The 25,772-nt window shown below is 59.5% G+C and carries 25 protein-coding genes; 14 read left to right on the plus strand and 11 right to left on the minus strand.

The features are described 5' to 3' along the window. Positions 1-785: 785 nt before the first annotated feature. Positions 786-1,058 (minus strand): cupin domain-containing protein, encoded by a 273-nt coding sequence (locus NKH49_RS28970; protein WP_352616199.1) that lies wholly within the window; start codon positions 1,056-1,058, stop codon positions 786-788. Between the two features lie 108 nt (positions 1,059-1,166). Then, a complete protein-coding gene (locus NKH49_RS28975) occupies positions 1,167-1,538 on the minus strand; it encodes a hypothetical protein (protein WP_352928976.1) in 372 nt (123 codons plus the stop codon). An 88-nt stretch (positions 1,539-1,626) separates the two neighbouring features. Between NKH49_RS28975 and NKH49_RS28980 the strand changes: the two genes are divergently transcribed. After that, positions 1,627-3,312, plus strand: a complete 1,686-nt coding sequence (locus NKH49_RS28980) for a winged helix-turn-helix domain-containing tetratricopeptide repeat protein (protein WP_352928978.1) — start codon at positions 1,627-1,629, stop codon at positions 3,310-3,312. A gap of 1,018 nt (positions 3,313-4,330) precedes the next feature. Here NKH49_RS28980 and NKH49_RS28990 read toward each other — a convergent pair. Next, positions 4,331-4,792: a hypothetical protein gene (locus tag NKH49_RS28990; protein ID WP_352928980.1), complete on the minus strand. Its 462-nt coding sequence runs from the start codon at positions 4,790-4,792 to the stop codon at positions 4,331-4,333. Positions 4,793-5,005: 213 nt separating this feature from the next. On the opposite strand from NKH49_RS28990, the gene NKH49_RS28995 reads away from it, so the two are divergent. After that, entirely contained in the window at positions 5,006-5,398 is a 393-nt protein-coding gene (locus NKH49_RS28995; RefSeq protein ID WP_031212493.1) for a hypothetical protein, read from the plus strand. A gap of 194 nt (positions 5,399-5,592) precedes the next feature. Here NKH49_RS28995 and NKH49_RS29000 read toward each other — a convergent pair whose 3' ends face one another. Beyond that, positions 5,593-6,996 carry a caspase family protein gene (locus NKH49_RS29000; RefSeq protein ID WP_352928982.1) on the minus strand — a complete coding sequence of 468 codons (1,404 nt, stop codon included), beginning with the start codon at positions 6,994-6,996 and terminating at the stop codon, positions 5,593-5,595. 209 nt (positions 6,997-7,205) lie between these two features. Between NKH49_RS29000 and NKH49_RS29005 the strand changes: the two genes are divergently transcribed. From NKH49_RS29005 to NKH49_RS29015, 3 genes are all read left to right on the plus strand, one after another. Further along, positions 7,206-9,155 (plus strand): CHASE2 domain-containing protein, encoded by a 1,950-nt coding sequence (locus NKH49_RS29005; protein WP_352928984.1) that lies wholly within the window; start codon positions 7,206-7,208, stop codon positions 9,153-9,155. Between the two features lie 26 nt (positions 9,156-9,181). Continuing rightward, positions 9,182-9,940: a hypothetical protein gene (locus NKH49_RS29010; RefSeq protein WP_352928986.1), complete on the plus strand. Its 759-nt coding sequence runs from the start codon at positions 9,182-9,184 to the stop codon at positions 9,938-9,940. A 457-nt stretch (positions 9,941-10,397) separates the two neighbouring features. Next, positions 10,398-10,859 (plus strand): phasin, encoded by a 462-nt coding sequence (locus NKH49_RS29015; RefSeq protein ID WP_352531729.1) that lies wholly within the window; start codon positions 10,398-10,400, stop codon positions 10,857-10,859. Here NKH49_RS29015 and NKH49_RS29020 read toward each other — a convergent pair. Beyond that, positions 10,856-11,173 carry a hypothetical protein gene (locus NKH49_RS29020; RefSeq protein ID WP_023679214.1) on the minus strand — a complete coding sequence of 106 codons (318 nt, stop codon included), beginning with the start codon at positions 11,171-11,173 and terminating at the stop codon, positions 10,856-10,858. The two genes, NKH49_RS29015 and NKH49_RS29020, sit on opposite strands and share 4 nt — an antisense overlap. A gap of 351 nt (positions 11,174-11,524) precedes the next feature. On the opposite strand from NKH49_RS29020, the gene NKH49_RS29025 reads away from it, so the two are divergent. The 3 genes from NKH49_RS29025 to NKH49_RS29035 are packed head-to-tail and all read left to right on the plus strand — an operon-like array spanning position 11,525 to position 14,450. Then, the gene (locus NKH49_RS29025) at positions 11,525-12,664 is read left to right on the plus strand and encodes an FIST N-terminal domain-containing protein (RefSeq protein ID WP_352474319.1); all 1,140 of its coding nucleotides are present in this window, start codon (positions 11,525-11,527) and stop codon (positions 12,662-12,664) included. A 10-nt stretch (positions 12,665-12,674) separates the two neighbouring features. Then, positions 12,675-14,015 (plus strand): ATP-binding response regulator, encoded by a 1,341-nt coding sequence (locus NKH49_RS29030; protein ID WP_352503406.1) that lies wholly within the window; start codon positions 12,675-12,677, stop codon positions 14,013-14,015. A gap of 3 nt (positions 14,016-14,018) precedes the next feature. Further along, on the plus strand, positions 14,019-14,450 hold the full coding sequence (locus tag NKH49_RS29035) for a DUF6392 family protein (RefSeq protein WP_352928988.1): 432 nt from the start codon (positions 14,019-14,021) through the stop codon (positions 14,448-14,450). A 562-nt stretch (positions 14,451-15,012) separates the two neighbouring features. Here NKH49_RS29035 and NKH49_RS29040 read toward each other — a convergent pair. Continuing rightward, on the minus strand, positions 15,013-15,696 hold the full coding sequence (locus NKH49_RS29040) for a response regulator (protein ID WP_352831973.1): 684 nt from the start codon (positions 15,694-15,696) through the stop codon (positions 15,013-15,015). Positions 15,697-15,959: 263 nt separating this feature from the next. On the opposite strand from NKH49_RS29040, the gene NKH49_RS29045 reads away from it, so the two are divergent. Continuing rightward, positions 15,960-16,109: a hypothetical protein gene (locus NKH49_RS29045; protein WP_352831971.1), complete on the plus strand. Its 150-nt coding sequence runs from the start codon at positions 15,960-15,962 to the stop codon at positions 16,107-16,109. Positions 16,110-16,426: 317 nt separating this feature from the next. Here NKH49_RS29045 and gfa read toward each other — a convergent pair whose 3' ends face one another. Together gfa and NKH49_RS29055 are read right to left on the minus strand one after the other, a co-directional pair. Next, complete coding sequence (gfa, locus tag NKH49_RS29050) at positions 16,427-16,996, minus strand: S-(hydroxymethyl)glutathione synthase (RefSeq protein WP_352697755.1); 570 nt, start codon at positions 16,994-16,996, stop codon at positions 16,427-16,429. 71 nt (positions 16,997-17,067) lie between these two features. Beyond that, entirely contained in the window at positions 17,068-18,195 is a 1,128-nt protein-coding gene (locus NKH49_RS29055; protein ID WP_352928991.1) for an S-(hydroxymethyl)glutathione dehydrogenase/class III alcohol dehydrogenase, read from the minus strand. 242 nt (positions 18,196-18,437) lie between these two features. Between NKH49_RS29055 and NKH49_RS29060 the strand changes: the two genes are divergently transcribed. The 5 genes from NKH49_RS29060 to NKH49_RS29080 all read left to right on the plus strand — a co-directional run bounded on the left by NKH49_RS29060 (position 18,438) and on the right by NKH49_RS29080 (position 23,062). After that, positions 18,438-19,688 carry a lanthanide ABC transporter ABC transporter substrate-binding protein PedA1 gene (locus tag NKH49_RS29060; protein WP_352928993.1) on the plus strand — a complete coding sequence of 417 codons (1,251 nt, stop codon included), beginning with the start codon at positions 18,438-18,440 and terminating at the stop codon, positions 19,686-19,688. 21 nt (positions 19,689-19,709) lie between these two features. After that, positions 19,710-20,675 (plus strand): YVTN family beta-propeller repeat protein, encoded by a 966-nt coding sequence (locus NKH49_RS29065; RefSeq protein WP_352928995.1) that lies wholly within the window; start codon positions 19,710-19,712, stop codon positions 20,673-20,675. 97 nt (positions 20,676-20,772) lie between these two features. Next, on the plus strand, positions 20,773-21,561 hold the full coding sequence (locus tag NKH49_RS29070; protein ID WP_352928997.1) for a lanthanide ABC transporter ATP-binding protein PedB/LutE: 789 nt from the start codon (positions 20,773-20,775) through the stop codon (positions 21,559-21,561). An 11-nt stretch (positions 21,562-21,572) separates the two neighbouring features. Further along, positions 21,573-22,433: a lanthanide ABC transporter permease protein PedC gene (locus NKH49_RS29075; protein ID WP_352929043.1), complete on the plus strand. Its 861-nt coding sequence runs from the start codon at positions 21,573-21,575 to the stop codon at positions 22,431-22,433. After that, positions 22,433-23,062: a hypothetical protein gene (locus tag NKH49_RS29080; protein WP_352928999.1), complete on the plus strand. Its 630-nt coding sequence runs from the start codon at positions 22,433-22,435 to the stop codon at positions 23,060-23,062. The genes NKH49_RS29075 and NKH49_RS29080 overlap by 1 nt, the downstream gene beginning before the upstream one ends. 27 nt (positions 23,063-23,089) lie before the next feature. Here the strand turns inward: NKH49_RS29080 and NKH49_RS29085 are convergent, their stop codons facing one another. From NKH49_RS29085 to fabF, 3 genes are all read right to left on the minus strand, one after another. Further along, entirely contained in the window at positions 23,090-23,290 is a 201-nt protein-coding gene (locus NKH49_RS29085; protein ID WP_352617307.1) for a hypothetical protein, read from the minus strand. 270 nt (positions 23,291-23,560) lie between these two features. Further along, positions 23,561-24,376 carry an oxidoreductase gene (locus NKH49_RS29090; RefSeq protein ID WP_352929001.1) on the minus strand — a complete coding sequence of 272 codons (816 nt, stop codon included), beginning with the start codon at positions 24,374-24,376 and terminating at the stop codon, positions 23,561-23,563. 66 nt (positions 24,377-24,442) lie between these two features. Then, positions 24,443-25,747 (minus strand): beta-ketoacyl-ACP synthase II, encoded by a 1,305-nt coding sequence (fabF, locus tag NKH49_RS29095; RefSeq protein WP_352617312.1) that lies wholly within the window; start codon positions 25,745-25,747, stop codon positions 24,443-24,445. Positions 25,748-25,772: the final 25 nt, after the last annotated feature.

The following is a 25,772-nucleotide window of genomic DNA, read 5'->3' on the forward strand; positions in this document are numbered from 1 at the left end:
GGCGGCTTCATGTCGACCGCGAAGACGACCGTGCTCCCGGCAAACGACACCTCAATACAAATTTGGGCTTGCATTTCGGTCCGCGATTAGACGACTGAGACACACTACCGGGATAGAACCGGGTAGACAGCATGCCGAAACGGAACGCAAGAACGGGTGCATAAGATGACGCCTCAGCACCTTTTTGTTAGCTAATGCTAATAAAGGCGTGTAATTGCTTCAACATGTGGCCGAAGCGGCAATCGGAAAAGGGAATGCCGCGGCGCCAAGCCCTGCCGCGGTCGTCCTTGCGGCCCTTTCGTCGTCAGGATTCTTGGTTCCCTCGAGCGCACATGATGCCCCGTCCGGATGGAGCTATCCGCCGGCCTGCTGTCACGGCGACGCCGAACATGGCGAGTGTCAGCGAATCCCAAACGGCGCGGTTCATGTTCGTCTCGGTGGCTGGGTTGTGATCCTGAGGCCCGGGGATCATCGGAAGATCACGCGGCAACAGCGATATTTCATCCCATATGGTGATGAGATTCCGTCGCAGGACGGCGACTATCATATATGCCTCCATCCGACCCAAGAGCATGAGAACTGTTTTCTTGTCCCGCCGGACTCGATATGATCCGGGAGCCAGCGCGAGCTGCGGCTGAGATGCGGACAGCGCCGCGCCCAGTGCCGCCCGACGGCTTCGATGATGCGTGTAAGCGAAAATCCAAATTTCCCGAATCTTGCGGATCTTCGCTGGGGTGCCGCCTCAGTTCGTACCAAACATGCGCGCCACCCTGCGAAACGTCGCCTCAGTCGAGGCTGGCCGGCGACGAGAACGGCCGATTGGCGTCCACCACGAAGATGGCCAGCTCATCAACAGCGGTTGTGCCGGCGCTGAACACCTCCATCGGCATGTCGACCCCGTGTCCGACCATGGTCGTGCCGGCTTCGGCATAGCTCACGCCGTGGGGCGTTCTTTGGCCGAGCTTGCCGCCCAGCACATAGAAGGCCTCCGGTCCCGGATGTGTATGGATCGGCGTCTTGGCACCGGGCGCTCCACCGGCACGGTTGACGCGCAGCAAATACTCGCTCGCACTGATCGGCGGAGCGGGCCCGATCTCGACGACCTTGGTCCCGGCAGGAGTGGTGCCATCCTTCGGTCCGAGCGTGAACAGCCAGGCCTTGCAAAATCATGGTTCTGATGCGTTGTCGCAGTAATGGAAGGTGGCGAGATAGCCGGGGAGTACGCGCATGAACTCCTGTTGATGGGTCCAAGCTCTGCACTCCGCCATGGAGGTCATGGATTTCACGTCGGGGAGCCTGATTAGCTCCCCCTGGTTGGTCAGAAGGATTGTGACAGCGATGGCGGTGAACATGGCCTGGTTATCCATCGACTTAAGGCTGGCGATACAATAACCGCCGGAGTTGGGACGGACGTCGTCTGAGGCAACCTCGTTGACATGGTCAGGACCACAGAATCTCGCGATGCGGGAATCCGGTTTTGCAGCCGTTTGCGTTGCCAAAAGAAGAGCGAGAGCGATGATGAGCTTGGTGCGATTCATGTCGTCCTCCGTTTCATCCGGTGCTGCTGGGATCGCTTGGAGGCGAAGGCCGAATGGGCTAAACTAGGAAGCGCGCCAGGAAGGTGAAATGTCCCGAACGGCCCCTGAAATTGACCTGAAATCTGCTGAAACGATCACGTTTCGCGATTTTGCCTTCCTGACGAAAAGCAAAGAACTCCGAACCGTCGAAGGCAAAGCGGTCAATCTTCGCAGCCAGTCCGCCGAGGTGCTCTCGGTGCTCGCGGCGCGACCGGGCGAAATCGTGTCCAAGGATGCGCTGATGCAGGCGGTTTGGCCCGAGACCTTCGTGACCGACGACAGCCTCACTCAATGCATTGCCGATATTCGCCGCGCATTGAGGGACGACGCGCACGTGATCGTGGAAACCCTCCCCAAGCGAGGCTACCGGCTGAATGCCAATCCGTCGGACGCGGCGGACGCAAACGCCGCAGCCGACACGGAACGTGCCAAGACACGATTCTCGCAGCGCGGCTTCATTCTTGCTGCAATCGTTCTCGCTCCGGCAGCGATCGGCGCATACTACGGCGCGGAAATATGGCGAGCCGCTCCAGTTCCTTCGAGCGACATGCCGAGGATTGCGATCCTTCCCTTCGACGACTTCAGTACCGGCGCGGATAAGGGATATCTCAGCGATGCCGTCGCCGAGGGGATCATCACCGAGCTTTCGCGGAGCAAGACTTATGCCGTCATCGCCCGAAACTCGAGCTTCAGGTACCGCGACCAGCCGGTCGACACCAGGAAGATCGGAGATGAACTCGGCGTCGACTACCTGCTCGAAGGCAGCCAGCAGAAGGTCGGAGACCGGCTGAAAGTGACCGCCCAGTTGCTGAATGCGCATGACGGATCGCATGTCTGGGCCAACACCTACAACCGGGAGATTGGCAATTTTTTCGTCGTCCAGGAGGAAATCATCCGCACGCTTGCGGATCGGGTCGGGCAGAGAATCCAGCGCCCGCTGCCAAGGAGTGACGCCGCGCAGGTCAGCGCGCTCCGCTACTACCTGATGGGAAGGGCCGAGTTGATGGGAAGGGCCGAGATCAATTTCTCTGCCGCGGGGAACGATCTGCTAAGGCAGTTCAGCCTCAAGGCGATCGAAGCGGATCCGAACGCCCAGTTCGGCTATATCGGGATGGCCTGGTCCTATCGCAATGACGCGGTATTCTGGCACAAGCAGGAAAATAACCCCGACGAGGCGTTGAAGCGGGCTGCCGAATACGCCGACAAGGCTATTCTACTCGCTCCCGACGATTCCGAGGCGCATAACATCCGCGCCAGCATCCACACCGAAGCCGGCGAGATGGAGCAGGCCCTTGCCCGGTACGATCAGGCGATCGCCCTGAACCCCAGCGACTCGAATATCCTCGTCATGAGTGCAGGCGTGCTGCTGAACGTTGGCCGCACGGACGAAGCGATTGATCGGATCGAGCAGGCCAAGGGCATCGATCCCTTCCACCCCGACTGGTTCCACTGGCAGATGGGCTGGGCGCTCTACGAAAAGAACGATTGCGGGGCTGCGCTGACGGCGATGCGGAAAATGTCTAGAATCCCGAGCGGCGCACAGCGCATGCTTGCCGGGATCCACGCTTGTCTGGGAAACAAGCGGGAAGCAAAGCAAGCACTTGCGGTTTTCCTCAAAGACTCGCCCGGCGACTCCATCAGCAAACAACGCAGGCAATGGGAGAAAAACTACCTCGCCCCCGGGGCCCTCGATCGCTGGATCGGACACATGCGGTTCGCGGGGTTGCCGGAGTGAACGGCTGTCCGGTTGTGGCCCGGCAGAAGTCCGATTGGCCGCATAAAAACCGTTGAAGCCTTTGTGTTGTGGACGGTGGTTGCCCTCAAAGCAAGATCATCCTTCATAGGAATATTGGGTGCGGGAAAGTCGGCAATGGGGCCGACTTGCGCCATAGTGCGCTCGCACCCCAACTTCTGCGACGGGCCCGATGGCTGCCGTTCATCGGCGATGCCTCGAACTTCCGCAGATGGCGCATTTGGTCCTTATCGGCTGCCGCAGAGCCAATCGCTCTCGAGTGCAGGCACTCCAGTGGAGTCCAGACGTTGGATTGGACCCTCGACCTCTACAAAAGCACACTGAGCTTCCAGTCGGGCTACGAAGCGATCGCTTCGGCGAGAAGTCGTCGTTCTCAATCGGGCGACGGGGGATACATCGGCGAAGACGGCATAAGGGAGGATGCGCCAGACCGAGCCGACGGAATGGTCGTAGCCAAGGCCTTGGAGCGCATAGCGCCTGGCTGGGAGGCCGCCGCCAGTCAGACTTACGCAGCGCGTCGCTGAGCGAGGTGGAGACCCGAACGGGCTCGACGAGGGTCCACGGCGGTCACAATGTTGTGGTGGTGATCGCAGTAGACGCGATCCGGCGAAGTTGGCCCAGCACAAAAACGATAACCACCGGGTACTGACGGGTCTTCGCTCACCGGGAAGCGGCATTGATAGAGGCCTAGCTGAATGAGGGGGACATCTCTCGAAGTTAGTCTGATATTTTCAGGCATGATGGTTTCCTAGTTCGTAGCAATTGCCGGGTGACGGCCGCAGTGCGACCCGTCAGGGGCGAGCTTCTCTCGTTTGGGAGGCTATGGATCACCATATGGTGTTGGCAGCACCGTCAATGAAGCCCGACGCCCTGCTTCTGAAGCCAATAGTTTGCGACTTAAGGCCACACCCGCAAACGCATTAGCAATCTACCATCTTGTCCCCGAGGCACCCGCCCGCCGCGGTTTGCCGGCTAATTCGTGCCGTGTTCGCTGGAGGTATCACTCCTCTCTGAATCCTGCAGTGAGGCGTGGCGAAATCCGAACTCGCCCCGTAGATGCTTGACGTGGGCTTTCAGCCCGGCCTGACCCATGGTCGCCGGCCGCTTTTTGCCCTTCGGCGGTGGCCCGGCGTGCTCTTGGACACGCTTCCACAGCCGTTCGCGCATCTCCTGGTTCAAGGTGGATGAAAGCCGAACCGGCATATTTTCCGGGACCGGGCTTCGCCAGCAAGGCGAATGCCGCCTTGCCCGGCTCGCGCTCGACGCCCAATAGTTCGTATTCCTGGACTGTGAAGCTCTTCGTCTTCAGCCAATTCGTCGTCGGGCCGCTTCGATACGGGCTGTCGGCGCGCTTCGAGACGATGCCCTCAAGGCCCGCTTGGTCGGCAACATAGGCGGCGGTAAGTGCAAAGAGGCTCGCAATCCAAACACCACGCATCACACGCTCGGGCGGTCTGCGCATTGTAAACACCGAGAACGCGTTGGCTTAAGCGCAAAATCCTAGGGAACATGCTAGAATGTGCGGCTTCGCTCAACTTGAGCAAATGTCCCCAACGACATCTAGGACGCGCTGATTTCCGCTTCTTGAAAGCTTGTTATCATGATAATTTTCAGTCTCCTCGCTTAAGAATATATAGACATTTCAGTCAAACCGGCGGGGGATGGGGAGGATAGGATGAAACTGTTATCGCTTGTTGTCGCAGCTACGTTTTCACTTGCTATGTCCGCTTGGGCCGAGGATCTACCAAGTAGCGCGAAGAAAGCATCGATGGAAGAATTTAAGACTTTTGCTAATGGGAAAAAGGTAAACGTAATTATATACGACGCTGGAGCTGCCATAACTGCCACTCTTGTCTGGAACTGGAAGAAAAAACAGATCATTGGTGAAGCTTTGGTGAACAACAAAACTAAGATAAAGGTCAAAGTTCCATTGACTTTCGACGGCGACAAGGCCTGTTCACAAGACCAAGGTAAACCAGTTTGTCATCTTATCTACATTGACAACGACAAATTTTACGAGGTACGCGACGACGGCAAAGTCCACGCGACTTCAACGTTGGTTCAATGAGACGGACCACGTCCGAATGGTTTGGTCGGCGTTTGCACGGACCCGCAAATGCCGGCCCTATTCAGTACGCTTGTCAAGTCTTACGACACCTGCACACTCGCCTCCGACTCGAGAAAACTCACCGCTGCCTTTCGCACCTTGAAGCCTGCCGATGATATGGTTTTGCCTTGGCGCACCATCGTCATCGACGAAACTTAAATAGATGTCGAATGCCCCGTCGGCGGTGATTGTTCCGGCCAAAGGCACCATCGCGGAAATTTCCGTTCCATCGATAAAGATTGTCGTTGACTGTTCAGTGTAATCGCAGCGGAATTACCTGCGCGCCGCGTCAGTGCCCACGCGCCATCAAAAGCCTTTACCTTGACCGGAGCGCAGACACGTTCTGGGATATTCTTGATTGCGCGCAACACCTCTTTCGTCGGCTCCAGGCTGGCAAGCTTCAATCCCCGCTGCTCGGCAAAGGCTTGAAGAGCTTTCCGACTTCCCGGTCCCCATTTGCCGTCTGCCTGTCCGACAAGGCAGCCGACTCGCGTTAGCTCTGTTTGCGTTGCCTTTGTCAACGCGCGCGGATCAGCCGAAGCTTGCGTCACATCTAAATCAGGATGAGCTTCTGCAACCTCCACGCCCTCGATGGAAATCGAGGGGGCTTTGCCACGATCTGTTGCTGCCTGTTCGATCTCGTCGATCTTCAAGCTGGCTAACGCCGCAAAGGCGCCGCTTGGATACTGTCTGAGATAGGCCTCAAAGAAGCGCTTGTCCGTTTTTTCCTTGATGGTCTCCCAATAGGCGACTTCTACGTCCCCTCCTTTCGCACCCGACGTGACAGCGGTGTTTCCGGCCAACGGTTGCAAAATGACGTCGCCCGTCAGCGAGGAGTTGTCCCATGGCACTTGTTTGCCGTCGGTTGCTTCAAGCACATCCCTACGGACGTTGATGAGGTCGCGGGAGATGTCCTGGCCAGGCGTACCAAGATTCTTCAGCAGCGCAGATGTGAACGGCGAGTTCCTTCCCTCGCCGTCCAGCGCAACGTTCCCGGGCTGCGTTGCAAAGGCTATGAGCGATCCAACGCCCGTGCCTAGCTTTGCCAAGCCCCGACCGACCGACCCTGATCGCGTACCCATCGAGCGCCCAAGGTTCTGTGAGAAAGGACTGTCCCGGCAAGCATCCAAAAATACCAGGTTGACCTTCGTGGTTCGCTCCATGGCCGACAAGACGAGGTCCATGGGCACGGCTTCGAAGTCGAGGTCGTTATATGTGGATAGCCGCGCATCAACGGGAGCCATGTAGTTGGTGCCGTTCACCTGGACGCCATGGCCGGCATAGAAGAGAAGCGCCATGTCGGCACCATCCAGCTTGCCGATGAAATCTCGAACCGTGCCGCGCATCCCGCTCAGATCGAGGTCCTCGCCTGCAACCACCTCAAAGCCCAACGCCTGCAGTTTTGCGGTCATATCCACCGCATCATTTTTTGGATTGGAAAGTGGAACCGCGTATCTATAGGCAGAATTACCGATGACCAGCGCGACGCGCCGTTCTGCCCACGCTTGGGCGCTCAGCGAAACTAGAAGAAGCGCAATGGCGAAGCGAAGCGCCATCATGGCTGTATATCCTTAGTCTCAGCTCATGCAGCGGATTCACCAGTCGATGGACAGGATAAAACCGGAGCAGTCTTGCGAGACTGAGCCCGGTGCTTCGCAGTGTCAAGTCCAGCGGATCTAGCGAAGGGCCCGCCGCTAGCCCACAGTTCGTCAGCGGTCTATGCTGTGTAGATTCACGCCGATAGACACCGAAACGAATTGCACGCAGCTTGGCCGTCTTCACGCTGATCGGAATGGTTCAAAAAGGGCGCCTTCTCGCGTCGCTCGGATTCTTTTTCATTCTGGGCGCCTGCATTGCCACATTCTCTCCCTCAGGCGAGAAACTGCTGCGCGACGTCTTGATGACGACCATCTCGCCCTTCGTCGCGCCCCCGACAGACATCGTGATCGTAACGATCACAGAGCAGACATTGGAAAGGTTTCCCTATAGATCGCCGCTGGATCGGGGTGCCTTGGCCGACCTCGTGCAGAGAATCGATAAGGCTCATCCGAGAACAATAGGCATCGACTTGCTTTTCGATCAGCCAACCGAGGCGGAAAAGGATCGGCGCCTAGCTGAGGTTATCGAGGCGGCCGAAAGTCCGGTAATTGTCGCATCTGCATCACACGGGGACGACCTTACCGACAAGCAACTGTCGTATCTTAGTCGCTTCGCGCCAAGCGCCATCCGCGGACTGGCCGCCCTGTCTCATGATAGGGTCGACGGGGTTGTGCGGGAAGAATTTCCAGGGCGCGTGGTGAATGGCAACTGGCAACCTAGCTTTGCATCAGCGCTTGCGCAGACCGCCGGCATATCGGCATCGCAAGCTGCGGAGAAGATGGTCTACTATCGGGCTACAGGCATTCATCCGGCACGATGGACAATATATCCGGCACACGCCGCCGCTTTCGCGCCCCCGGCCTGGTTCGCCGGGAAGTTCGTTTTGATCGGCGTTGACCTCCCGCTGCAGGATCGTCATGCAACCCCCTTTGCCGTGCTGAACGGCTCTGTTGCCGGAGCGCTGCCGGGTGTCGTTATTCATGCCAATGCGCTGGCGAGATTGATCAAGGGCGACAAAATCATTACGCCAGAGGCGGTGGCGGCGTTTGCGCCCTTCGTTCTCGCGACGGCGCTCTGCATCTGGGTCGCTTGGCTCCGCATATCAGTGTTGGTGAAACCTGTGGTCATCATCGGCGCAGTCGTTTCGGTCTTGATCTTAGAAGCAACCGCGTTTGCCAAGGCCGGAATTCTGTTACCTATGGTCGCGCCGTCGATGCTGCTGCTAGGGCTCTCCGGATTCGTCGCCATTCTGGCATGGCACCGGGACTCGAAAGAAAGGCGTTTCGTCCAGAACGCGTTCTCTCAGTATCTCAGCCCGGCAGTCGTGGCAGAGCTAGTCAGCAAGCCGGCGTCGCTGCGCCTCGGCGGATCCGAACGCTTGATAACGTGCGTGTTCACCGACCTTGAGGGATTCACCAGTTTGGGCGAACGGACGGAACCAGAGGTACTTGCTACGGTTCTGAATGAATACCTCGAGGCGGTTTGTGGTCTCTTCATTGAACATGGCGCCACGATAGACAAACTAATAGGCGATGCAGTCATTGGTTTTTTTGGCGCACCGGGTGTGCAGGAGGACCAAGCCGAAAGGGCCCTAAAACTAACGCTTGCTACCGTCGCGATGTCTCGAAGATTTCGGACAGATCTAAAGTCTAGAGGCCATGACGTTGGCGTCACTCGTATCGGCGTCCATCGAGGACCTGCAGTTGTCGGAAATTTTGGGGGCAATCGATTCTTCAACTACACGGCCATGGGCGATACGGTGAACACCGCTGCCAGGCTCGAAGGCGCGAACAAGTTTCTAGGTACCGTGAACTGCATCAGCGAGGAGGTGGCGAACTCTTCCGATGACTACCTGCTTCGGCCGTCCGGTGTGTTGTGTCTGAAAGGCAAGACTGAGTGGATCTCAGCCTTCGAGTTGCTGGAAGACGGGCGTATGAATCGCGAGATGGTGGAGGCTTACTCGCAAGCTTACTTGCTGATGTCCGCGCGCGACAAGACTGCCGCTGCTGCCTTTGCATCGCTGGCCATTCAATATCCCAACGATGGCCTCGTTGCTTATCACCTTGGGAGACTGAAGCAGGGTGAGGCTGGCGATAGGATCTATCTTGAAGGCAAGTAAAACAAGCGTATGGTTGAACGTGCGTCATGTATCGGCAACCCAAAATCATTTTCCTACTGGCTGCGGCCATCGCAGCAGTTGGTTCCTGCTCGAGCGCTCTTGCGGCCAGCGAGTATGTCGTTGTCGCTGTCGATCCTCCCGCGGACAGCCCTCAGCTCGGCAAACTGTTCAGACTGGGCGACCTCGTGCATATCGAGGGTGGATCGACTGTCACTTTGATGGGTGACGATGGCTCGGTCACTGCGTTGCCGGGACCTGCCGATATTGTGGTGACTGACGACGCATCGGATTCTGGATCAACGTCTAACGGGGCGGCAGGCGCTTCTTCGAGTTTGACTGCGATTTCGGATCTATTGGGGAATGCCGCTGGTCAGCTCCAAACCATAGGTGGATCTCGTGGCGTTTCCGACACGACGGCCGCCACCTTGGAACCTTGGATGGTACCGGTCGAAAATGGTCTGACAGGCTGCGTTTATGACCTCAAACTGGAGCTTTGGCGCCCACCGGGGCACAGGGCGGATGTTTCGGTTGTCTATAATGAAGAGTCGCTGGCGACAAGCTTGGTCTGGGACAAGGATACCCCAATTTTGGCAATTCCCGGAAACGTGCCACCGGATCTTCGATCCGTTGGGTTGGTGGTCGACGATAAGTCGTTTCGAATGCCTATCGTGCATTTGCCCACCGGCTTCAGCCCGTCGGATCATGTGGGACTGTATGCCTGGATGATAGGAAGCGGTTGTCTTCTTCAGGCATCCGCACTGATCCGGAACTTGGCTAACCGATAGACCACCAGGGGTGGTCACTTCACGGCGCACTGGAAGCGGTAGAGGCGCGCCTTCGCGTCAACCACCGCCATATCGAGGCAACTTCTCGATGGCGCGCTAAGGAAAGCGATCGCCTTGTGCCCAGCGGGTACGCCGACTGAAAGTTTGCGGCGCACGAATTTAACGCTTTCGTTGACGTAGACTTGGACGGTCGCCGAATAGCGACTGAAGTAGATACGCAGGTGGCAAAACGTCGTGCTCTGTTGCGAGGCTATGCTGGATCAGGTGATCCGTCCAGAAGAGTTCTTCCTGCAGAACCGGCGATCTCGAGATGCCACCGACCCTCCGCATGCCCCCTCGGAACGCTGGAAGAGGGATGGTGCGTCGCACAAAAATATTGCAATGCACTATAAATGCCGTAACGTCAGTTTCGTAAATGAACGAGACGGCTTTTGTGAAAGGCCGTCCACCGGAAAGGATGGAAACTATGGCCAAGACCGCTGACACCGTTGAAAATACCGCATTCCCCACCTTCGACGCGTCGAAGGCTGCCGACCAGGTCCGCGCTGTCGCCGAAAAGGGCGTCGAGCAGTCGAAAGAAGCCTATGCGAAATTTGCGTCAGGCACCGAGACGACCCAGAAGGCTCTGCAGTCGAGCTTCGAAACCGCCAAGACCGTCGGCAACGAGTTGTCGCTGAAGACAATTGCTGCTCTGCGCGCCAATGCCGAAGCCGGCTTCTCGCACCTCGAAGCCCTGGTTGCCGTGAAGTCGCCGTCCGAGTTCATCGAACTGCAGACTGCCTTCTTGCGCACGCAGCTCGAAAAGACCGTCGAGCAGGCCAAGGAATTTCAGGCCGTGACGACCAAGGCTGCCGAAGATGTATCGAGGCCGATCAAGGATGTCGTTGAAAAGGCGATGAAAGATCTCAAAGTCGCCTAATTGAGTCTAAGCGATCGGAAATAACCGCGAAACAACACCTTCTCCAGCCGGTCTTTTTCCTTTTGGCTGGATGCTCTTTGGTGCCTGCGTTGCCATGGCGGTGCGGGCATGGCTCTCTCGGCTGCGATCATCCGCACAATCTGACGGCGGCGAGCGACGAGCCCGGCCAGGGCCTCGGCTTCGGTGCCGCGCAACGGGCACTTGCCGCTTGCTCGACCCAACGAAGGCAGCGTTACAGCAGCATCGGTGGTGTCGGTCCTGGCCCGCTTGCCGAGCGCATTGGCGTAGGCTGTCACCTGCCCCGGATTGACCACGACAACCGCCAGGCTAGACTAACACCCTGTCCAAAGCGGCAACGGCTAAGCGCGATATCCTGCCCCATTCTTGGCACGTCGAGCCTTGACATTCGCCTGCGGCAAATTCAGCTGGGCCTTCGTTGCACGGATGGCGGTGCGACGCGGCCTTTCGTCTGTGAGCGGCAGCGCGGACGCCGTCAAACGGCAGAAACTTCAAATCCATCATGTTGGCTCATTGCCAAAGCGCCGCTTCAAGACAACAATGACCTCGACGCCGGCGCGCCAGACGCGCACAAAAAAGAGCGTTGGAGGAAATGGAGGAGGAAGCCGCTGGCCAAGTCACGGACGCGCTATGCATGCGGCGTTTCGGTGCTCACCACCGACGAATCTGACGCGGATGCGTTCGCCCGGGCGGTGGCAGCGGAAGCAGCGGCCATTGACGCCGGGTTTGCCCTCCTGTTTTTCTCGCAGAGCCTCATAGAGGCCGTCGCCCTGTCGGAAGCGCTGAAGACCCACGCACCGGCGCTCCACTATGCCGGCTGCTCGACAGCCGGTGAGATAACGCCCAAAGGGCTGGAGGAAGGCCAGATCCTGGCTATGCTGCTTCCCTCCGTATCGTTTTCGGCAGCCAGCACCATGGTCGAAAATCTGTCCTCATCGGGCATGGACGGGATTACCGGCGAAGTCGAGGCGCTGAGGCGTTCGTTACACGAGCGCCTCGGGCACGAGCGGGCCGACACCACTTTCGCGCTCTGCTTGATCGACGGCCTGTCTTATGCCGAAGAAGCGGTGACCTCCGCCATCCATTGGGGGCTCGACGACATCCCACTGATCGGTGGGTCGGCTGGCGATGATTTGAAATTCGAGACAACACGGCTGATCTCGAACGGCAAAGTGACCTCCGACAGCGCCATCATCGTGCTGGTCACCACGGAAATTCCTTTCCACGTGTTCAAGACCGACAATTTCGTTCCCACCGACGAGAAGCTGGTGGTGACGGCATCCGATCCCGACCATCGCATCGTGCGCGAATTCAACGCCACCATTGCCGCCGAGGAATATGCCGCCTCGGTCGGCGTTGTCGCGCAGATGCTGACGCCATTGAGTTTTGCCTCGCATCCGGTGGTGGTGAAAGTCGGCGGCGAATTTTACTGCCGTTCAATCCAGAAGATGCACGCGGACGGCTCGCTGTCGTTCTTCTGCGCCATCGACGATGGTGTCGTGCTTGCCGTCGCCCAGCCTAAGGACATGGTCGAGGCGACCCGCGCCGCGCTCAGCGACGTCAGCGAAAGGCTTGGCGGCATTGACCTGATCCTCGGTTTCGACTGCGTGCTGCGCCGGCTCGACGCGCGCAATCGGCAGGTCTATCGCGAGATTTCGGAACTCTACAAGGTCAACAACGTCCTCGGCTTCGGCACCTATGGCGAACAGTACCGTTCGATGCATCTGAACCAGACCTTCACCGGCATCGCCTTCGGTGAACGCAATGCGGCCGAAGCGGCGGAGTAGGAAATCCGGGATGCCGCTCAGGAACATCGACGACCTGGAAAGGCTGAAGAAGATCAACGCCGCGCTGATCAGCCGCGTCGAGCGTTCCATGGACCAGCAAGGCAATGCCTTTTCGCTGTTCCAGACCGCCATTTCGCTTGAGAGCCGGGTGCGCAGCCGCACCGAAGAGCTGCATTCGACCTTGCGCCGGCTGGAGCAGTCGAACATCGACTTGAACGCAGCCAAGGAAAACGCCGAGCTGGCGAACCTGTCCAAGACCAGGTTCCTGGCGGCCGCCAGCCATGACGTGCTGCAGCCGCTGAACGCCGCGCATCTGTCGGTCTCGGCGCTTGCTGAAGTACAGACCAGCGAGGAAGGCAGAAAGCTGGTCCGCCAGGTCGAGCGATCGCTGGAGACGATGGAGGACCTGCTCCGCACCTTGCTCGACATTTCCAAGCTCGATGCCGGCGTCGTGCAGCCCGACATCACCGATGTCAGCCTGGAGACGCTGTTTTCGTCTCTGCGCTCGGATTTTCAGCCGGTCGCGGAGATGAAGGGGCTGACGCTGAAGTTCCGGCCGGTCGATGCGCTCGTTCGTTCGGACCGAACCTTGCTGCGCCGCATCCTGCAGAACATCCTGTCCAATGCACTGCGCTATACCCGCTCGGGCGGCGTGTTGGTCGGCACCAGGCATCGCGGCGACACGATCCGCATCGACGTCGCCGATACCGGCTGCGGCATCCCCGACGACCAGCGCGAGGCGGTGTTCGAGGAATTCCATCGCGGCGTGATCCCGACGGATGCCGGGCTTGCCGCCGGCGGGCTGGGGTTGGGGCTGGCCATCGTGCGCCGCATCGCCGCGGCCCTCGGCCATCCCGTCACGTTTTCGTCGAAGGTCGGACATGGCACGATTTTCCATATCGACGTTCCGGTCGGGATCGGCGACACGGCCGATCCAATCGCCAGCACCGTCGACATGGAGCGGCCGCGCGGCTACGGTCTGTTCGGCACAAGGGTGCTGCTGGTCGAGAACGACATCGACGTGCTGCAGGCGATGACCTCCCTGCTCGAGCGCTGGCAATGTCTGGTGCGCCCCGCCACCTCGACCGGTGACGCGCTCGACATGCTTGGCGACACCGACTGGTTGCCAGATATTGTCATAGCCGACCAGCATCTCGACGGCGGCGACCTCGGCACCACAACAATCGCCAAAGTCCGTGATTGTCTCGGCCGCGCGGTGCCGGCGCTGATCGTCACCGCCGACGGCTCGGAAAGTGTCGCCAAGGCCGCCCGCGCCGCCGGCATCGAGCTGATGCGCAAGCCGCTGAAGCCGGCCCAACTGAGGGCGTTGCTGGCGCATCTGCTGGCTTAGAGAATGGCTAACGCGATCCTCGATTACTTGGGAAAACCGGCGTCATCTCTTTTGACATCACCGACTTTTGAATCCTGGAAGTTCAAACGAACTGTAGATCATGATCTTCCGGAAATCCGCATAGATTACGTTTCTGCGCGTCACAAATTTTCCTTCATCTGCGATCGCGATGAAAAAATAGACACCATATTCATAGAAGCTGACAATTTGGATCGAGACCTCCTTGATATCCCCTTTTCATCCAGTCGCAACGACGTGCTGAATATCTTTGGCGTGCCCTCAAAAAGCGGCGCGGCACGGAGAGATCCTTTTTTGGGTGAATACGGCCCTTGGGACCGCTTCGACGAGGCGCATCATTCAATACATATCTCATATCACGCTCATGCAAACCGGATAACAAGGGTGACGCTTATGCGCGCCGACGCGGTGCCGTGACTATGCCGGGCATGCCCATGCGCGACTGAGGGAGCCCGGGAAACCCACAATGACAGTGCAGTTCTACGGCACCTTCGACTTGCCCGTCGGATGGGAAGACATAACTGACAACCTCCCCGAGGGATCGCCGCCTACCTTAGTTTAAAGAATCAGATGCCGGCGGCACCCTTCAATTCTCTATTGCGAAATATCGAAGCGGGGAAAAGCCAAATGCAGATTTCGATGTTCTTAGAACGTTTATGGTCGAGTTTTGTCGAAACAATTTCATAGATGTCGAGCGGATTTTTGAGAGAAAATTTGCGACGTAATGTGTGTTGGCGTTTCGTCGCGGACTACAGATCAACCTTATTGGCCTGGTATTTGTCGAATGGAAACGATTTTGCATTCGTGACCTACCTCGCGCAAGGCGAGGAATACGATCTCATCGATGAGGTAGGCGAAAGGAGAGAAATCATTTCGTCTATATCATTCGGGTAGGGAGCAGCAGATCAAACGCCTTTGAGACATTCACCTGATCGCAGCGCCTTGCTGCTTCGTTTGCAGGGGCATCGGCACCGACCCCTCAAAACCCCGCCGGATCGCGAAACAGCTCGGCATTGTCCAGCTTTGAGACCTCGATCACCGCCTGGGTGCGGCTGTAGACGTTGAGCTTGCGCAGGATTTCGGAGACATGCGCCTTGACGGTGGTCTCGCCGACCTGCAGCTCGTAGGCGATCTGCTTGTTGAGCAGGCCCTGGCGCAGCATCTGCAGCACTTTGAGCTGCTGCGGCGTCAGCGTAGCCAGGCGCTGCACCATCTCGGCGCGGTCGGTGCTGTCGGCGTCGCGCGGCCGGCCTTCATAAGTGTCGGGAACATAGATCGCGCCTTCCATCACCGAGCGGATGGCGGCGGCAAGGTCGCTCTTGCGCGCCGATTTCGGGATGAAGCCGGCCGCACCGTAGGACAGCGCCTCGGAAATGATCTTCGGTTCCTCATAGCCGGAGACGATGACCACCGGCAGGCGCGGATAACGCGTCCTGAGCTGCAGCAGCCCGTCAAACCCATGCACGTCGGGCATGCTGAGATCGAGCAGTGCCAGGTCGAACGGCTTGGCATCCGTCAGAAGCTCGAGCGCCTCGGCAATCGAGCGCGCCTCCACCGTGTCGACTTCCGGATAGGCCATCTGCACGGCACTATGCAGCGCCTCGCGAAACAGCGGATGGTCGTCAATGATCAGGAACCTGGCGCGATCGGTCATCAGCTTCATTTCGGTTTGGTCTGGCCTAGAATAGTCCTGCAACCATGGCCAGCTTATTGGCAAATAGTACATTGCCATCTTGGCCGGCTAAAGCAGAATGTGCCCATGATTTCCGCGGCGCCACGCGGCAGATGTGGCCGTTCTGAAATGCAATGCCTTGCCCGGTGGCCCAAATCGGCCGAATGTGCCGGCGACAGATCCATTGAAACAGAGACAGGTCGTGACCGACTTCCGGCTTCGCGTGACAGCAGTGACCGCCGGCTTTCGCACTGTTGCCGGCCGCCACACGACGCTTCCCCGACGCCCGCCTTGTTCGCGGCCGCACCGATGGTATCGGCTGGTCTGGGGTCGCGCTGGTGTACGGGCTGGTTTCCTGGACAAAACGCCGCAAGCTGATGGTGCTGCTGTTCAAGCCCCGCTAGGCGCTCGATATCGTACTGGTAAGGAGCACCACCTTGCCGCCATCGCGCTTTGGGCGCGACATTGCCCGCGATATCCAAGCTAGTCCACGATCTGGGCCGCGCCAAGCCAGAACCAACTGATCGCAGTCGCTGATCTTGAAGCTATACGATCCGGTTGGACCAATTTCAGCGTATTCCCGTTGAGCCCAACGCCCCCCGAGGCTGACAGCACGTCGGCAATAACTTACGAAGCGTGTCCGTTTACGCGCTCGCCTGCGTTTGTTCCAACGCCTGGGACCGGGCGATTTCGTCCGGCCCCCAAAGTGTCTGATCAGTCGTTAGGCTGGCAACGCGCCGGACCTCTTGGCCGTCCAGGTGGCGATATAGTCCATCAGTCCTGGATTGAGGCAATCATAAGGTTCGAGCCCGATCGACTTCAGCTGTGACCTTATGCCGTCCATGCGGCTTGGATCGACACCGGACTCGATGATCGAGGAGACAAAGGCTGTGAAGCCCGGCGGCGCCCAGCCGTCTTCCTGGAAGCGTTCCGGATGGATGAAGGACAGCCCCTTGAACGCGTGGTCGCGCTCGACCGGGCCGTGCATGTGGACGCCGCAGCCGGTGCAGGCATGGCGCAGGATCAGCGCGCCCGGATCGACGATCTTCAGCTTGTCGCCGTTTTCGGTCACCGTCACGTCGTTTGTACCGGCAACCGCCACGACCGAGAACAGCGCGCCTTCCGGCTTCCAGCATTTGGTGCAGCCGCAGGCATGGTTGTGGGCGATCTGGCCCTTGACCTTCACCTTGACCGGGTTGCTGGTGCAGGCGCAGACCAGCGTGCCGCCGGCAAAGTCGGCCTTTTCCCGTGGCAGTCCATTGTCGATTTTAGGATGCAGTTTTTCCGGCATTTTTGTCTCCTCCCTTGTTGAACATCTGCATTTTTCGGCCGCTGGCCGGTTTGCCGGCGGCTTTCTTCTCGTCAGTAAACCACCACGCTCCTGATCGACTTGCCTTCATGCATCAGGTCAAAGCCCTTGTTGATGTCCTCGAGCTTCAGCGTGTGGGTGATCATCGGATCGATCTCGATCTTGCCGGCCATGTACCAGTCGACGATCTTCGGCACGTCGGTGCGGCCGCGCGCGCCGCCAAAGGCGGTGCCCATCCAGGTGCGGCCGGTGACCAGCTGGAACGGCCGCGTCGAGATCTCCTGGCCGGCGCCGGCAACGCCGATGATGACCGACTTGCCCCAGCCGCGATGCGACGCTTCGAGCGCCTGCCGCATGACTTTGGTGTTGCCGGTGCAGTCGAACGTGTAGTCGGCGCCGCCGATCTGGTCGGCGCCGCGCTTGGTCATGTTGACGAGATGAGCCACGACATCGCCGTCGATCTCCTTCGGATTGACGAAATGCGTCATGCCGAATTTCTCGCCCCATTCCTTCTTGTCGTTGTTCAGGTCGACGCCGATGATCATGTCGGCGCCGGCAAGGCGCAATCCCTGGATGACGTTGAGGCCGATGCCGCCGAGGCCGAACACGACCGCCGTCGCGCCTTGCTCGACCTTGGCCGTGTTGATGACAGCGCCGATGCCGGTGGTGACGCCGCAGCCGATGTAGCAGATCTTGTCGAACGGGGCGTCGGCATTGACCTTGGCCACCGCGATCTCGGGCAGCACGGTGAAATTGGAGAAGGTCGAGCAGCCCATATAGTGGAACAGCCTGTCCTTGCCGATCGAGAAGCGCGAGGTGCCGTCCGGCATCAAGCCCTGTCCCTGCGTGGCGCGGATGGCGGTGCACAGATTGGTCTTGCGCGACAGGCAGGACGGGCACTGCCGGCATTCCGGCGTATAGAGCGGGATGACATGGTCACCCTTCTTGACCGAGGTGACGCCCTTGCCGACGTCGACGACGATGCCGGCGCCCTCATGGCCGAGGATCGCCGGAAACAGGCCTTCCGGGTCGGCGCCCGACAGCGTGAACTCGTCGGTGTGGCAGATGCCGGTTGCCTTGATCTCGACCAGCACCTCGCCATCGCGGGGACCTTCGAGGTCGACCTCCATGATCTGCAGCGGCTTTCCGGCGGCGACGGCGACAGCGGCGCGCGTTTTCATCAGGCAATCCTCCCATGACGACCCATAGAGTTTCTCATTCCGCCATTGCTGCGGATGAGACCGCAATACGCTCATTCATCGCCGTATCCCCGCGAAAAGGAATAGGACTAAAGCAGACACGTAAGTCCACTTGCGGGGCTTTGATAAATCTTGTGGCGTCCGCTAAGCTCATTGTGGGCACCTTGAATTCGCGCTGGTCCGGGAACAATCGGACTTTAGTGCAAGAATGGGCAGTTTTATCGATGACGAGCGCGGTGCCAGGCACTCTCGCGGCCTTTTTGTGCTTTTTTTTCCAGACCGCCAACGTTACAGGCGTGATGGCCCAGGAAGTGACGGGCAAGCAACCGGTCGCAGCCGACAGGCCGGAAAGAAAGATAACCGAAATCAGAATAGGTTATTTGCGGGCCTACGCGCCGCAACTGGCGCTTTCCCTGCTGGACCTGCCGCCACGCGACGAAGGTGTCGCCGGCGCCAATGTGGCGATCGGCGACAACAACACGACAGGAAAGTTCCTCAGCCAGAAATTCAGCCTCGACATAGCCGAGGTCAAGCCGGACGCCGACGCGGTTCAGGCGTTCAACGATCTGATTGCCAAAGGTGACCGCTATGTTGTCGCTGACCTCTCGGCCAGGCAATTGCTGTCGATCGCCGACATCGCCCGCGACAAGGGCGTTCTGGTCTTCAATGTCGGTGCCACAGACGACAGCCTGCGCGAGGAAGACTGCCGCATAAACATTTTCCATGTGGCGCCGACACGAAGCATGCTGGCTGACGCGCTGGCGCAGTATCTCGTGGTAAAGAAATGGCCGAATTGGGTGCTGCTCTATGGTTCGCATGAGCGGGATCATCTCTATGCGGCCGCGTTGCGCCGCGCGGCGGCTCGCTTCGGCGGTCAGATCGTCGCCGAGAAGGAGTTCAAAGACAATGGCACGGCGCGCCGCACCGACACTGGCGCCACGCAGATACAGCAGCAGATTTCCGTGTTCACGCAGGATCTGCCGGAGCATGACGTGGTGCTTGTCGCCGATGAGAGCGAGGTGTTCGGAACCTATGTGCCCTACCGCACCTGGACACCGCGGCTGGTCGCCGGCACGGCCGGTCTTGTCGCATCGTCCTGGCATCCCGCGAGCGAGCAATGGGGTGGCATTCAAATGCAAAGCCGTTTCCTGAGGACGACCGGCCGGCGAATGCTGTCCAAGGATATGTCGGCCTGGACGGCGGTGCGGGCGGTGGGCGAAGCCAGCACACGGACCAATGGCGACGATCCGAAGAAGATCAGCGACTACATCCGCTCGGACGATTTCTCGGTCGCCGCCTTCAAGGGACAGAAGCTGACCTTCCGCAAGTGGAACCATCAGCTTCGCCAGCCAATCCTGCTCGGCGACACCAAATCCGTGGTCTCGACATCGCCACAGGAGGGTTATCTCCACCAGATCTCCGAGCTCGATACGCTCGGCGTCGATCAGCCGGAAACGAAATGCGTCCTTAAGTAGAACCAATCGGGAGGAATTTTCGTGCAGAGACGAGCTTGCGCACTCGCCATTCTCGGCTTCATGGCCAATCCGGCGTGGGCTTACACCGTTTATGTCTCCAACGAGAAAGACAATACGATAACGGTCGTCGACACGGCGACGATGCAAGTGGTGAAGACCGTCGAAGTCGGCCAGAGGCCGCGCGGTATCACCATCTCGCATGACGGCAAGTTCATCTATTTGTGCGCCAGCGATGACGATACGATCGAAATCATCGATAGCGCGACGCTGCAGATCGTTGGCACGCTGCCATCAGGCCCCGATCCCGAACTGTTCGTGCTTTCGCCCGACGGCAAGACGCTCTACGTCGCCAACGAGGACGACAATCTCGTCACCGCGATCAACGTCGAGAGCAAGCAGGTCATGACCGAGATTCCCGTTGGGGTGGAGCCTGAGGGCATGGCCGTCAGTCCCGATGGCAAAACCATGGTCAACACCTCCGAAACCACCAGCATGGCGCATTTCATCGACACCGACAGCCATGAGGTGACCGACAACGTCCTGGTCGACACGCGTCCCCGCTTTGCGCAATTCAAGCCCGACGGATCCCAGATCTGGGTCAGTGCCGAAATCGGCGGCACCGTGAGCGTCATCGACAGTATCAAACGCGAGGTGGTGAAGAAGATCCAGTTCGCGATTGCGGGACTGCGGCCCGAAACCATCCAGCCGGTCGGCATCGCAATCAGCGCGGACGGCAAGAAAGCCTATGTCGCGCTCGGCCCAGCGAACCACGTCGCCGTCATCAACACCGAAACCTACGAGGTGGAAAAATACATCCTGGTCGGCCAGCGCGTCTGGCATCTCGACTTCACCCCCGATCAGAAGACGCTGATCACCACCAACGGCAATTCCAACGACATCACCTTCATCGACACGGCGACGGACGAGCCGGTTCAATCGGTTACGGTGGGCCAGCAGCCTTGGGGCGTGGCCATATCGCCCCACTAGACCGCAGCAATGATCAGGGAGACCGACGTGATGAATATTTGCCGCGGGATGTTGCAAGTGCACTAGATGACCAGCGCGCCCCGAAGGAGCCAGCGGCATGCAGCATGTGAGGACAAGCGGAGCTGGAGAGGAGGTGGCAGCGCTCGATGTTGCCGGCGTCAGCCATTCGTATGGTCCGAAGCGAGCGCTCCAGGACGTCTCATTCTCGATCGCGCGGGGAACTTTCACCGTTCTGCTCGGCCTCAATGGGGCCGGCAAGACAACTTTGTTCTCACTGATCAGCCATCTTTACGGCACCCGCCGCGGATCGATTCGCATCTTCGGCCATGACGTCAGCCGCGCTTCGGGCGAAGCGCTCAGGCGTGTGGGCATCGTATTCCAGGCACGCACGCTCGACCTCGACCTCAGCGTCCACCAGAACCTCTCCTACCACGCCTCGCTGCATGGCATTGGCGGACACCAAGCCCGGCAGCGCATTGCCGCGCTGCTCGATACAGTCAACATGCAGGGCCGTCAGCATGACAAGGCACGCAGTCTTTCCGGCGGCCAAATGCGGCGCATCGAGATCGCGCGGGCGCTGCTCCACCGCCCTTCCCTGCTGCTGCTCGACGAGGCGACGGTCGGTCTCGACATCCAGTCGCGTGCGGGCATTTTGGCCACCATCCGCAAACTCGTCGAAACCGAGGGCATCGGTGTGCTGTGGGCGACGCATCTGATCGATGAGGTTGAAGACGGCGACCATGTCGTCGTGCTGCGGCAGGGCGACCTGGTTGCCAAGGGTAAGGTGGCCGATGTCGTTGCGACGAGCGGTGCCAGTTCGATCCGCGACGCCTTTTCCAGGCTCAACCGCATCGAGACAAGCGGCATCGCGGAGATGTCGCCATGAGCGCTCCCGCAATGCCCGCAAAAGTCGCCGCCCTCACGCCGGTGAAGTTCGAACAGTTTGGGCTCCGCCACTACCTCGTTTGCCTCAAAGGGATCGTCGTGCGGGAGTGCCTGCGCTTCCTGCATCAGCGCGAGCGCTTTATATCCTCGCTGGTTCGGCCGCTCGTCTGGCTGTTCATTTTTGCCGCCGGATTCCGGCAGGTGCTCGGCGTATCGATCATCCCGCCCTACAAGACCTACGTGCTCTACGAGGTCTACATCACGCCGGGCTTGTGCGGCATGATTCTGCTGTTTTCGGGCATGCAGTCTTCGCTGTCGATGGTCTATGACCGCGAGATGGGCAACATGCGCACCCTGCTGGTCAGCCCCTTCCCGCGTTGGTTCCTGCTGATGTCGAAGATGCTCGCCGGTGTCGCCGTGTCGATCGCGCAGGTTTACGCGTTCCTGATCGTTGCCTGGTTCTGGGGCGTCAAAGCGCCGCCGCTTGGCTATCTCACCGTGCTGCCGGCGCTGTTCCTGTCAGGCATGATGCTGTGCGCGCTCGGCATGCTTCTGTCTTCGATGATCAAGCAGCTCGAAAACTTCGCTGGCATCATGAACTTCGTCATCTTTCCCGGCTATTTCGCTTCTCCGGCACTCTATCCCTTGTGGCGTATCCAGGAGGCTAGCCCCCTGCTCTACAAAATTTGCCTCGCCAATCCATTTACTTACGCCGTCGAACTGATCCGCTTCGCCTTCTACGGCCAGGTTGACTGGCTATCGCTGGGCGTCGTTGCCGGCTGCACGCTGCTGTTCCTTGCCGCCGCCATCATCGCCTACGACCCTTCGCGCGGCCTGATGACCCGCAAACAGGACACGGGAGGAAATGCCTGATGCCGCGAATGATCCATGTTCGCGGTCTGGCTCTGGTCGCCATGCTCGCGCCGGGCGTCAACGCCATGGCAGCCAACCCCGATCCAGACTGGCCCTGCATGCAGCGCAAGGTGCCGCAACTCTCGCTCGGCCAGATCTGGAGCGGACCGGACCTTCCTTCAGCCGCGAAGGACTGGTCGAAGGACCCCACCATCTCCGCCCTGATCGAGGAAGTGTCGGCTCGCCGGATGCCGATTGCGGAAGCTCAAAAGAAGATCAGGGATTTCGCGGCCTCCTTGCCGGCCGAGCAACGTGCACCCAAAATGGCGATGATGGTGCAAGGCATGTTCGACCACCTGGACGCCGAGCGCTCGCAGGTGATCTCCGGCATTTCCCGCTACGCCCACAAGCAGCTCGAAATGGCCGCCGCGTTGCGCAAGGAAGCGTCCGAGGTCGATGCATTGCGGGCAAAGCCGGATGCAGATCCCGAAGAGATCGATCGGCGAACCGAACAGCTGAAATTCGCAACGCGAATTTTCGATGAACGCGTCCAATCACTGACCTACGTCTGTGAAGTGCCGACAATAATCGAGCAGCGGCTTTATCAATTGTCCAAGGCTGTCTCGGAAACGCTCGCCGCGAAGAAATAGAACCTCATTCGATCTTCGCGGCGGATATCATGATCCACGGCCGGGCAGCACGCGCCAGCGCTGAACGACATAACCGGGATGCGTCTCGATCCACTGGGCGACCAGCGATTGCGCCTGCATGAAGGCGGTCCCGGGATTCATCGCCAGGCCGTCCACCATCTGTTCGCGTTGTTCACAGGTCTGCGGCACAGCCGTCAGGCAGACCATCATAACGAGCGTGTAAAGCATTGCCCCTTGTCCCCATCGATCCCGAACCCCATGCCCGGGAGGTTTCCGTGATTCCGACCAGTCTGCAGCGATCGCACATACGGATCACTTACGTGTGTGAAAGGAACGTGACCCCCGCTCTTTCGCGCCGCAATATAACATAGCGCTAATCTAACGCCAACGACCGCAGGGCGTTCTGCAGAGCAATCGCGTCAGGTTGCGCCGCGCCAATGTGGTGCCGATGTTTCCAGCGTCGATGATTCCGATCTTGACGGGTGTTCGTCGATGTCATCAAACCGGGAGCCCGAGTTGCTTTCGCAGGCTTTTGTCGAATGCGGATGCGGGGACGAAACGGCGCAGGAAACTGACCTGGCGCGCCATTTTTCCAGCCGCATAGCGCCCCTTCGGAGCGGGATCGGTCGCAGCCGCCAAAACGGTCCTGGCCACCACTTCCGGCGCATCGCCTTTTTCCATCGCTTTCCGCACAGCTGCATTCATGCCGGCGCGCGCAGTGTCATAGATATCGAGCAACTGATCCGGCCTGGCGAGATTTTCTTCAAATGAGGTGCGGGTATAGGCGGGCTCCACCAACACGACGCGAATTCCGAAAGGACGCAGTTCGTGGTCGAGCGATTCGGAGTAGCCCTCAACGGCATGCTTGGTCGACGAATAAAGCGCGAAATAGGGAGCTGGAATGAACCCCTGCACCGAGCTCAAATTGACGATTCTGCCCTTGCCTTGGCGGCGCATTGTCGGCAACACCGCTTTGGTTACTCGCATAACGCCAAAGACGTTCACGTCAAACAACGACTTGGCCTGGGCCATCGAGGACTCCTCCGCGCCACCAAGCAGGCCAACGCCGGCATTGTTGACAAGCAGGTCGATGCGCCCGGTCTCGGCCAGCACGTCCTGGACAAGTTTCGCCACGGACGCCTCATCGGTCACGTCACAGGCCAGCATGGTAACGCCATCGGATCGGTCGACGACCGCGCGACGGCTGGTTCCGAACACGCGAAAGCCCGCGTTCTGCAGGGCTTTGGCCGTTGTGTGCCCGATACCGCTGGATGCCCCCGTCACCAGGGCGACGCCTAGATTGGTCTTGTTCATGGAGGTCACTTCTTTCTTCGTTTTGGATTGGCGTGGGAGAAGCACGACAGGTCGGAGCGAAAGGCGTCAATCATGAGCGCCTCCGGTACTCGCGCCGGCCAGATCATCCGTCCAGCGCCGGAACAGCGCGCTGGCATTAACGCCTCCGAAGCCGAAGCCATTGGCGATTGCGTAGCCCGTCGCCATCGGCCGGGCCCGGTTTGCGACGAAGTCGATCCCGTCGCCGGCCGGATCGGGAGCGCTCAGATTGAGGGTCGGCGGTGCCATCTGATCCCTGAGCGCCAGGATTGCGAAGATTGCTCCGAGCCCGCCGGCGGCTCCGAGCAGGTGTCCGGTCGCCGATTTCGTTGCACTGACAGCTATCGCGAAATCGCGCCCGAACACGCTCTTGATCGCTTCGATCTCACCCAGGTCGCCCACCGGCGTGGAGGTCGCATGGGCATTGAGATGACGAACCTCGCGGGGCGAAATCCCTGCTTGGGCGATTGCGACCTCCATGGCCCGGCGCGCACCGTCGCCGTCCTCGGGACCGGAGGTGACGTGATGAGCATCCGCCGTCGTGCCGTAGCCGACAAGCTCGGCCAGCGGTCTTGCGCCGCGCGCCAGCGCGTGGCTCAATTCCTCGATGACCAGCATGCCTGCTCCTTCGCCCATGACGAAGCCGTCCCGCGACTTGTCGAACGGTCGGGAGGCCTCATCAGGACGGTGATTGAAGGACGTCGAAAGAGAGCGTGCCGCCGCAAACCCACCGAGGCTGACAAGATTCATGCATGCTTCCGTCCCGCCGCACACGGCAATATCGGCCTCGTTGGCGCGGATCAGGCGAGCCGCATCGCCGATCGCCTGAATGCCGGCCGCGCACGCCGTCACGGGTGCACCGAGCGGACCTTTGAAGCCGTAGCGGATCGAGACGTGGCCTGCCGCGAGGTTCACCAGGAAGGACGGCACCGTAAAAGGTGATAGACGGCGGACGCCGCGCCGGTCGACCGTGCGCACCGCCTCGGTTATGGCCGGGAACCCGCCGACGCCCGAGGCGATGATCGTGGCCGTGCGCAAGCGATCCGCTTCCGAGACGGGGGCCCATCTTGCTTGGGCGAGCGCTTCTCGTGCCGCGGCCAGCGCAAAGAGAATGAACCGGTCTACCTTGCGCTGATCCTTCGGCGGAAGGATCGCTTCCGGATCGAAACCAGCGTCCGGATCTTCTTCTGTGGAGGGCACCACCCCGCCGACCTTCGCCGGCAGGTCGCACACCACATCATCCGCAAGCCTGCGGATGCCCGAGCGGCCGGCCAGGAGACGCGACCAGGACGCTTCGACATCGGCAGCAAGGGGCGTGACCGCTCCCATGCCTGTGACAACAATCCGTCGCATCTATTTTCCTATCAATTTGGGTGCG

This window comes from Mesorhizobium sp. M1088 (assembly GCF_040318575.1).
GTDB lineage: Bacteria > Pseudomonadota > Alphaproteobacteria > Rhizobiales > Rhizobiaceae > Mesorhizobium.

Bases quoted from the DNA above. Each gene is read 5' to 3' on its own strand.
- NKH49_RS28975 (WP_352928976.1), bottom strand. From the start codon at position 1,538: ATGAATCGCACCAAGCTCATCATCGCTCTCGCTCTTCTTTTGGCAACG.
- NKH49_RS28980 (WP_352928978.1), top strand. From the start codon at position 1,627: ATGTCCCGAACGGCCCCTGAAATTGACCTGAAATCTGCTGAAACGATC.
- NKH49_RS28990 (WP_352928980.1), bottom strand. From the start codon at position 4,792: ATGCGCAGACCGCCCGAGCGTGTGATGCGTGGTGTTTGGATTGCGAGC.
- NKH49_RS28995 (WP_031212493.1), top strand. From the start codon at position 5,006: ATGAAACTGTTATCGCTTGTTGTCGCAGCTACGTTTTCACTTGCTATG.
- NKH49_RS29000 (WP_352928982.1), bottom strand. From the start codon at position 6,996: ATGATGGCGCTTCGCTTCGCCATTGCGCTTCTTCTAGTTTCGCTGAGC.
- NKH49_RS29010 (WP_352928986.1), top strand. From the start codon at position 9,182: ATGTATCGGCAACCCAAAATCATTTTCCTACTGGCTGCGGCCATCGCA.
- NKH49_RS29015 (WP_352531729.1), top strand. From the start codon at position 10,398: ATGGAAACTATGGCCAAGACCGCTGACACCGTTGAAAATACCGCATTC.
- NKH49_RS29030 (WP_352503406.1), top strand. From the start codon at position 12,675: ATGCCGCTCAGGAACATCGACGACCTGGAAAGGCTGAAGAAGATCAAC.
- NKH49_RS29035 (WP_352928988.1), top strand. From the start codon at position 14,019: ATGGCTAACGCGATCCTCGATTACTTGGGAAAACCGGCGTCATCTCTT.
- NKH49_RS29040 (WP_352831973.1), bottom strand. From the start codon at position 15,696: ATGAAGCTGATGACCGATCGCGCCAGGTTCCTGATCATTGACGACCAT.
- gfa (WP_352697755.1), bottom strand. From the start codon at position 16,996: ATGCCGGAAAAACTGCATCCTAAAATCGACAATGGACTGCCACGGGAA.
- NKH49_RS29055 (WP_352928991.1), bottom strand. From the start codon at position 18,195: ATGAAAACGCGCGCCGCTGTCGCCGTCGCCGCCGGAAAGCCGCTGCAG.
- NKH49_RS29060 (WP_352928993.1), top strand. From the start codon at position 18,438: ATGACGAGCGCGGTGCCAGGCACTCTCGCGGCCTTTTTGTGCTTTTTT.
- NKH49_RS29070 (WP_352928997.1), top strand. From the start codon at position 20,773: ATGCAGCATGTGAGGACAAGCGGAGCTGGAGAGGAGGTGGCAGCGCTC.
- NKH49_RS29075 (WP_352929043.1), top strand. From the start codon at position 21,573: ATGCCCGCAAAAGTCGCCGCCCTCACGCCGGTGAAGTTCGAACAGTTT.
- NKH49_RS29080 (WP_352928999.1), top strand. From the start codon at position 22,433: ATGCCGCGAATGATCCATGTTCGCGGTCTGGCTCTGGTCGCCATGCTC.
- NKH49_RS29085 (WP_352617307.1), bottom strand. From the start codon at position 23,290: ATGCTTTACACGCTCGTTATGATGGTCTGCCTGACGGCTGTGCCGCAG.
- NKH49_RS29090 (WP_352929001.1), bottom strand. From the start codon at position 24,376: ATGAACAAGACCAATCTAGGCGTCGCCCTGGTGACGGGGGCATCCAGC.
- fabF (WP_352617312.1), bottom strand. From the start codon at position 25,747: ATGCGACGGATTGTTGTCACAGGCATGGGAGCGGTCACGCCCCTTGCT.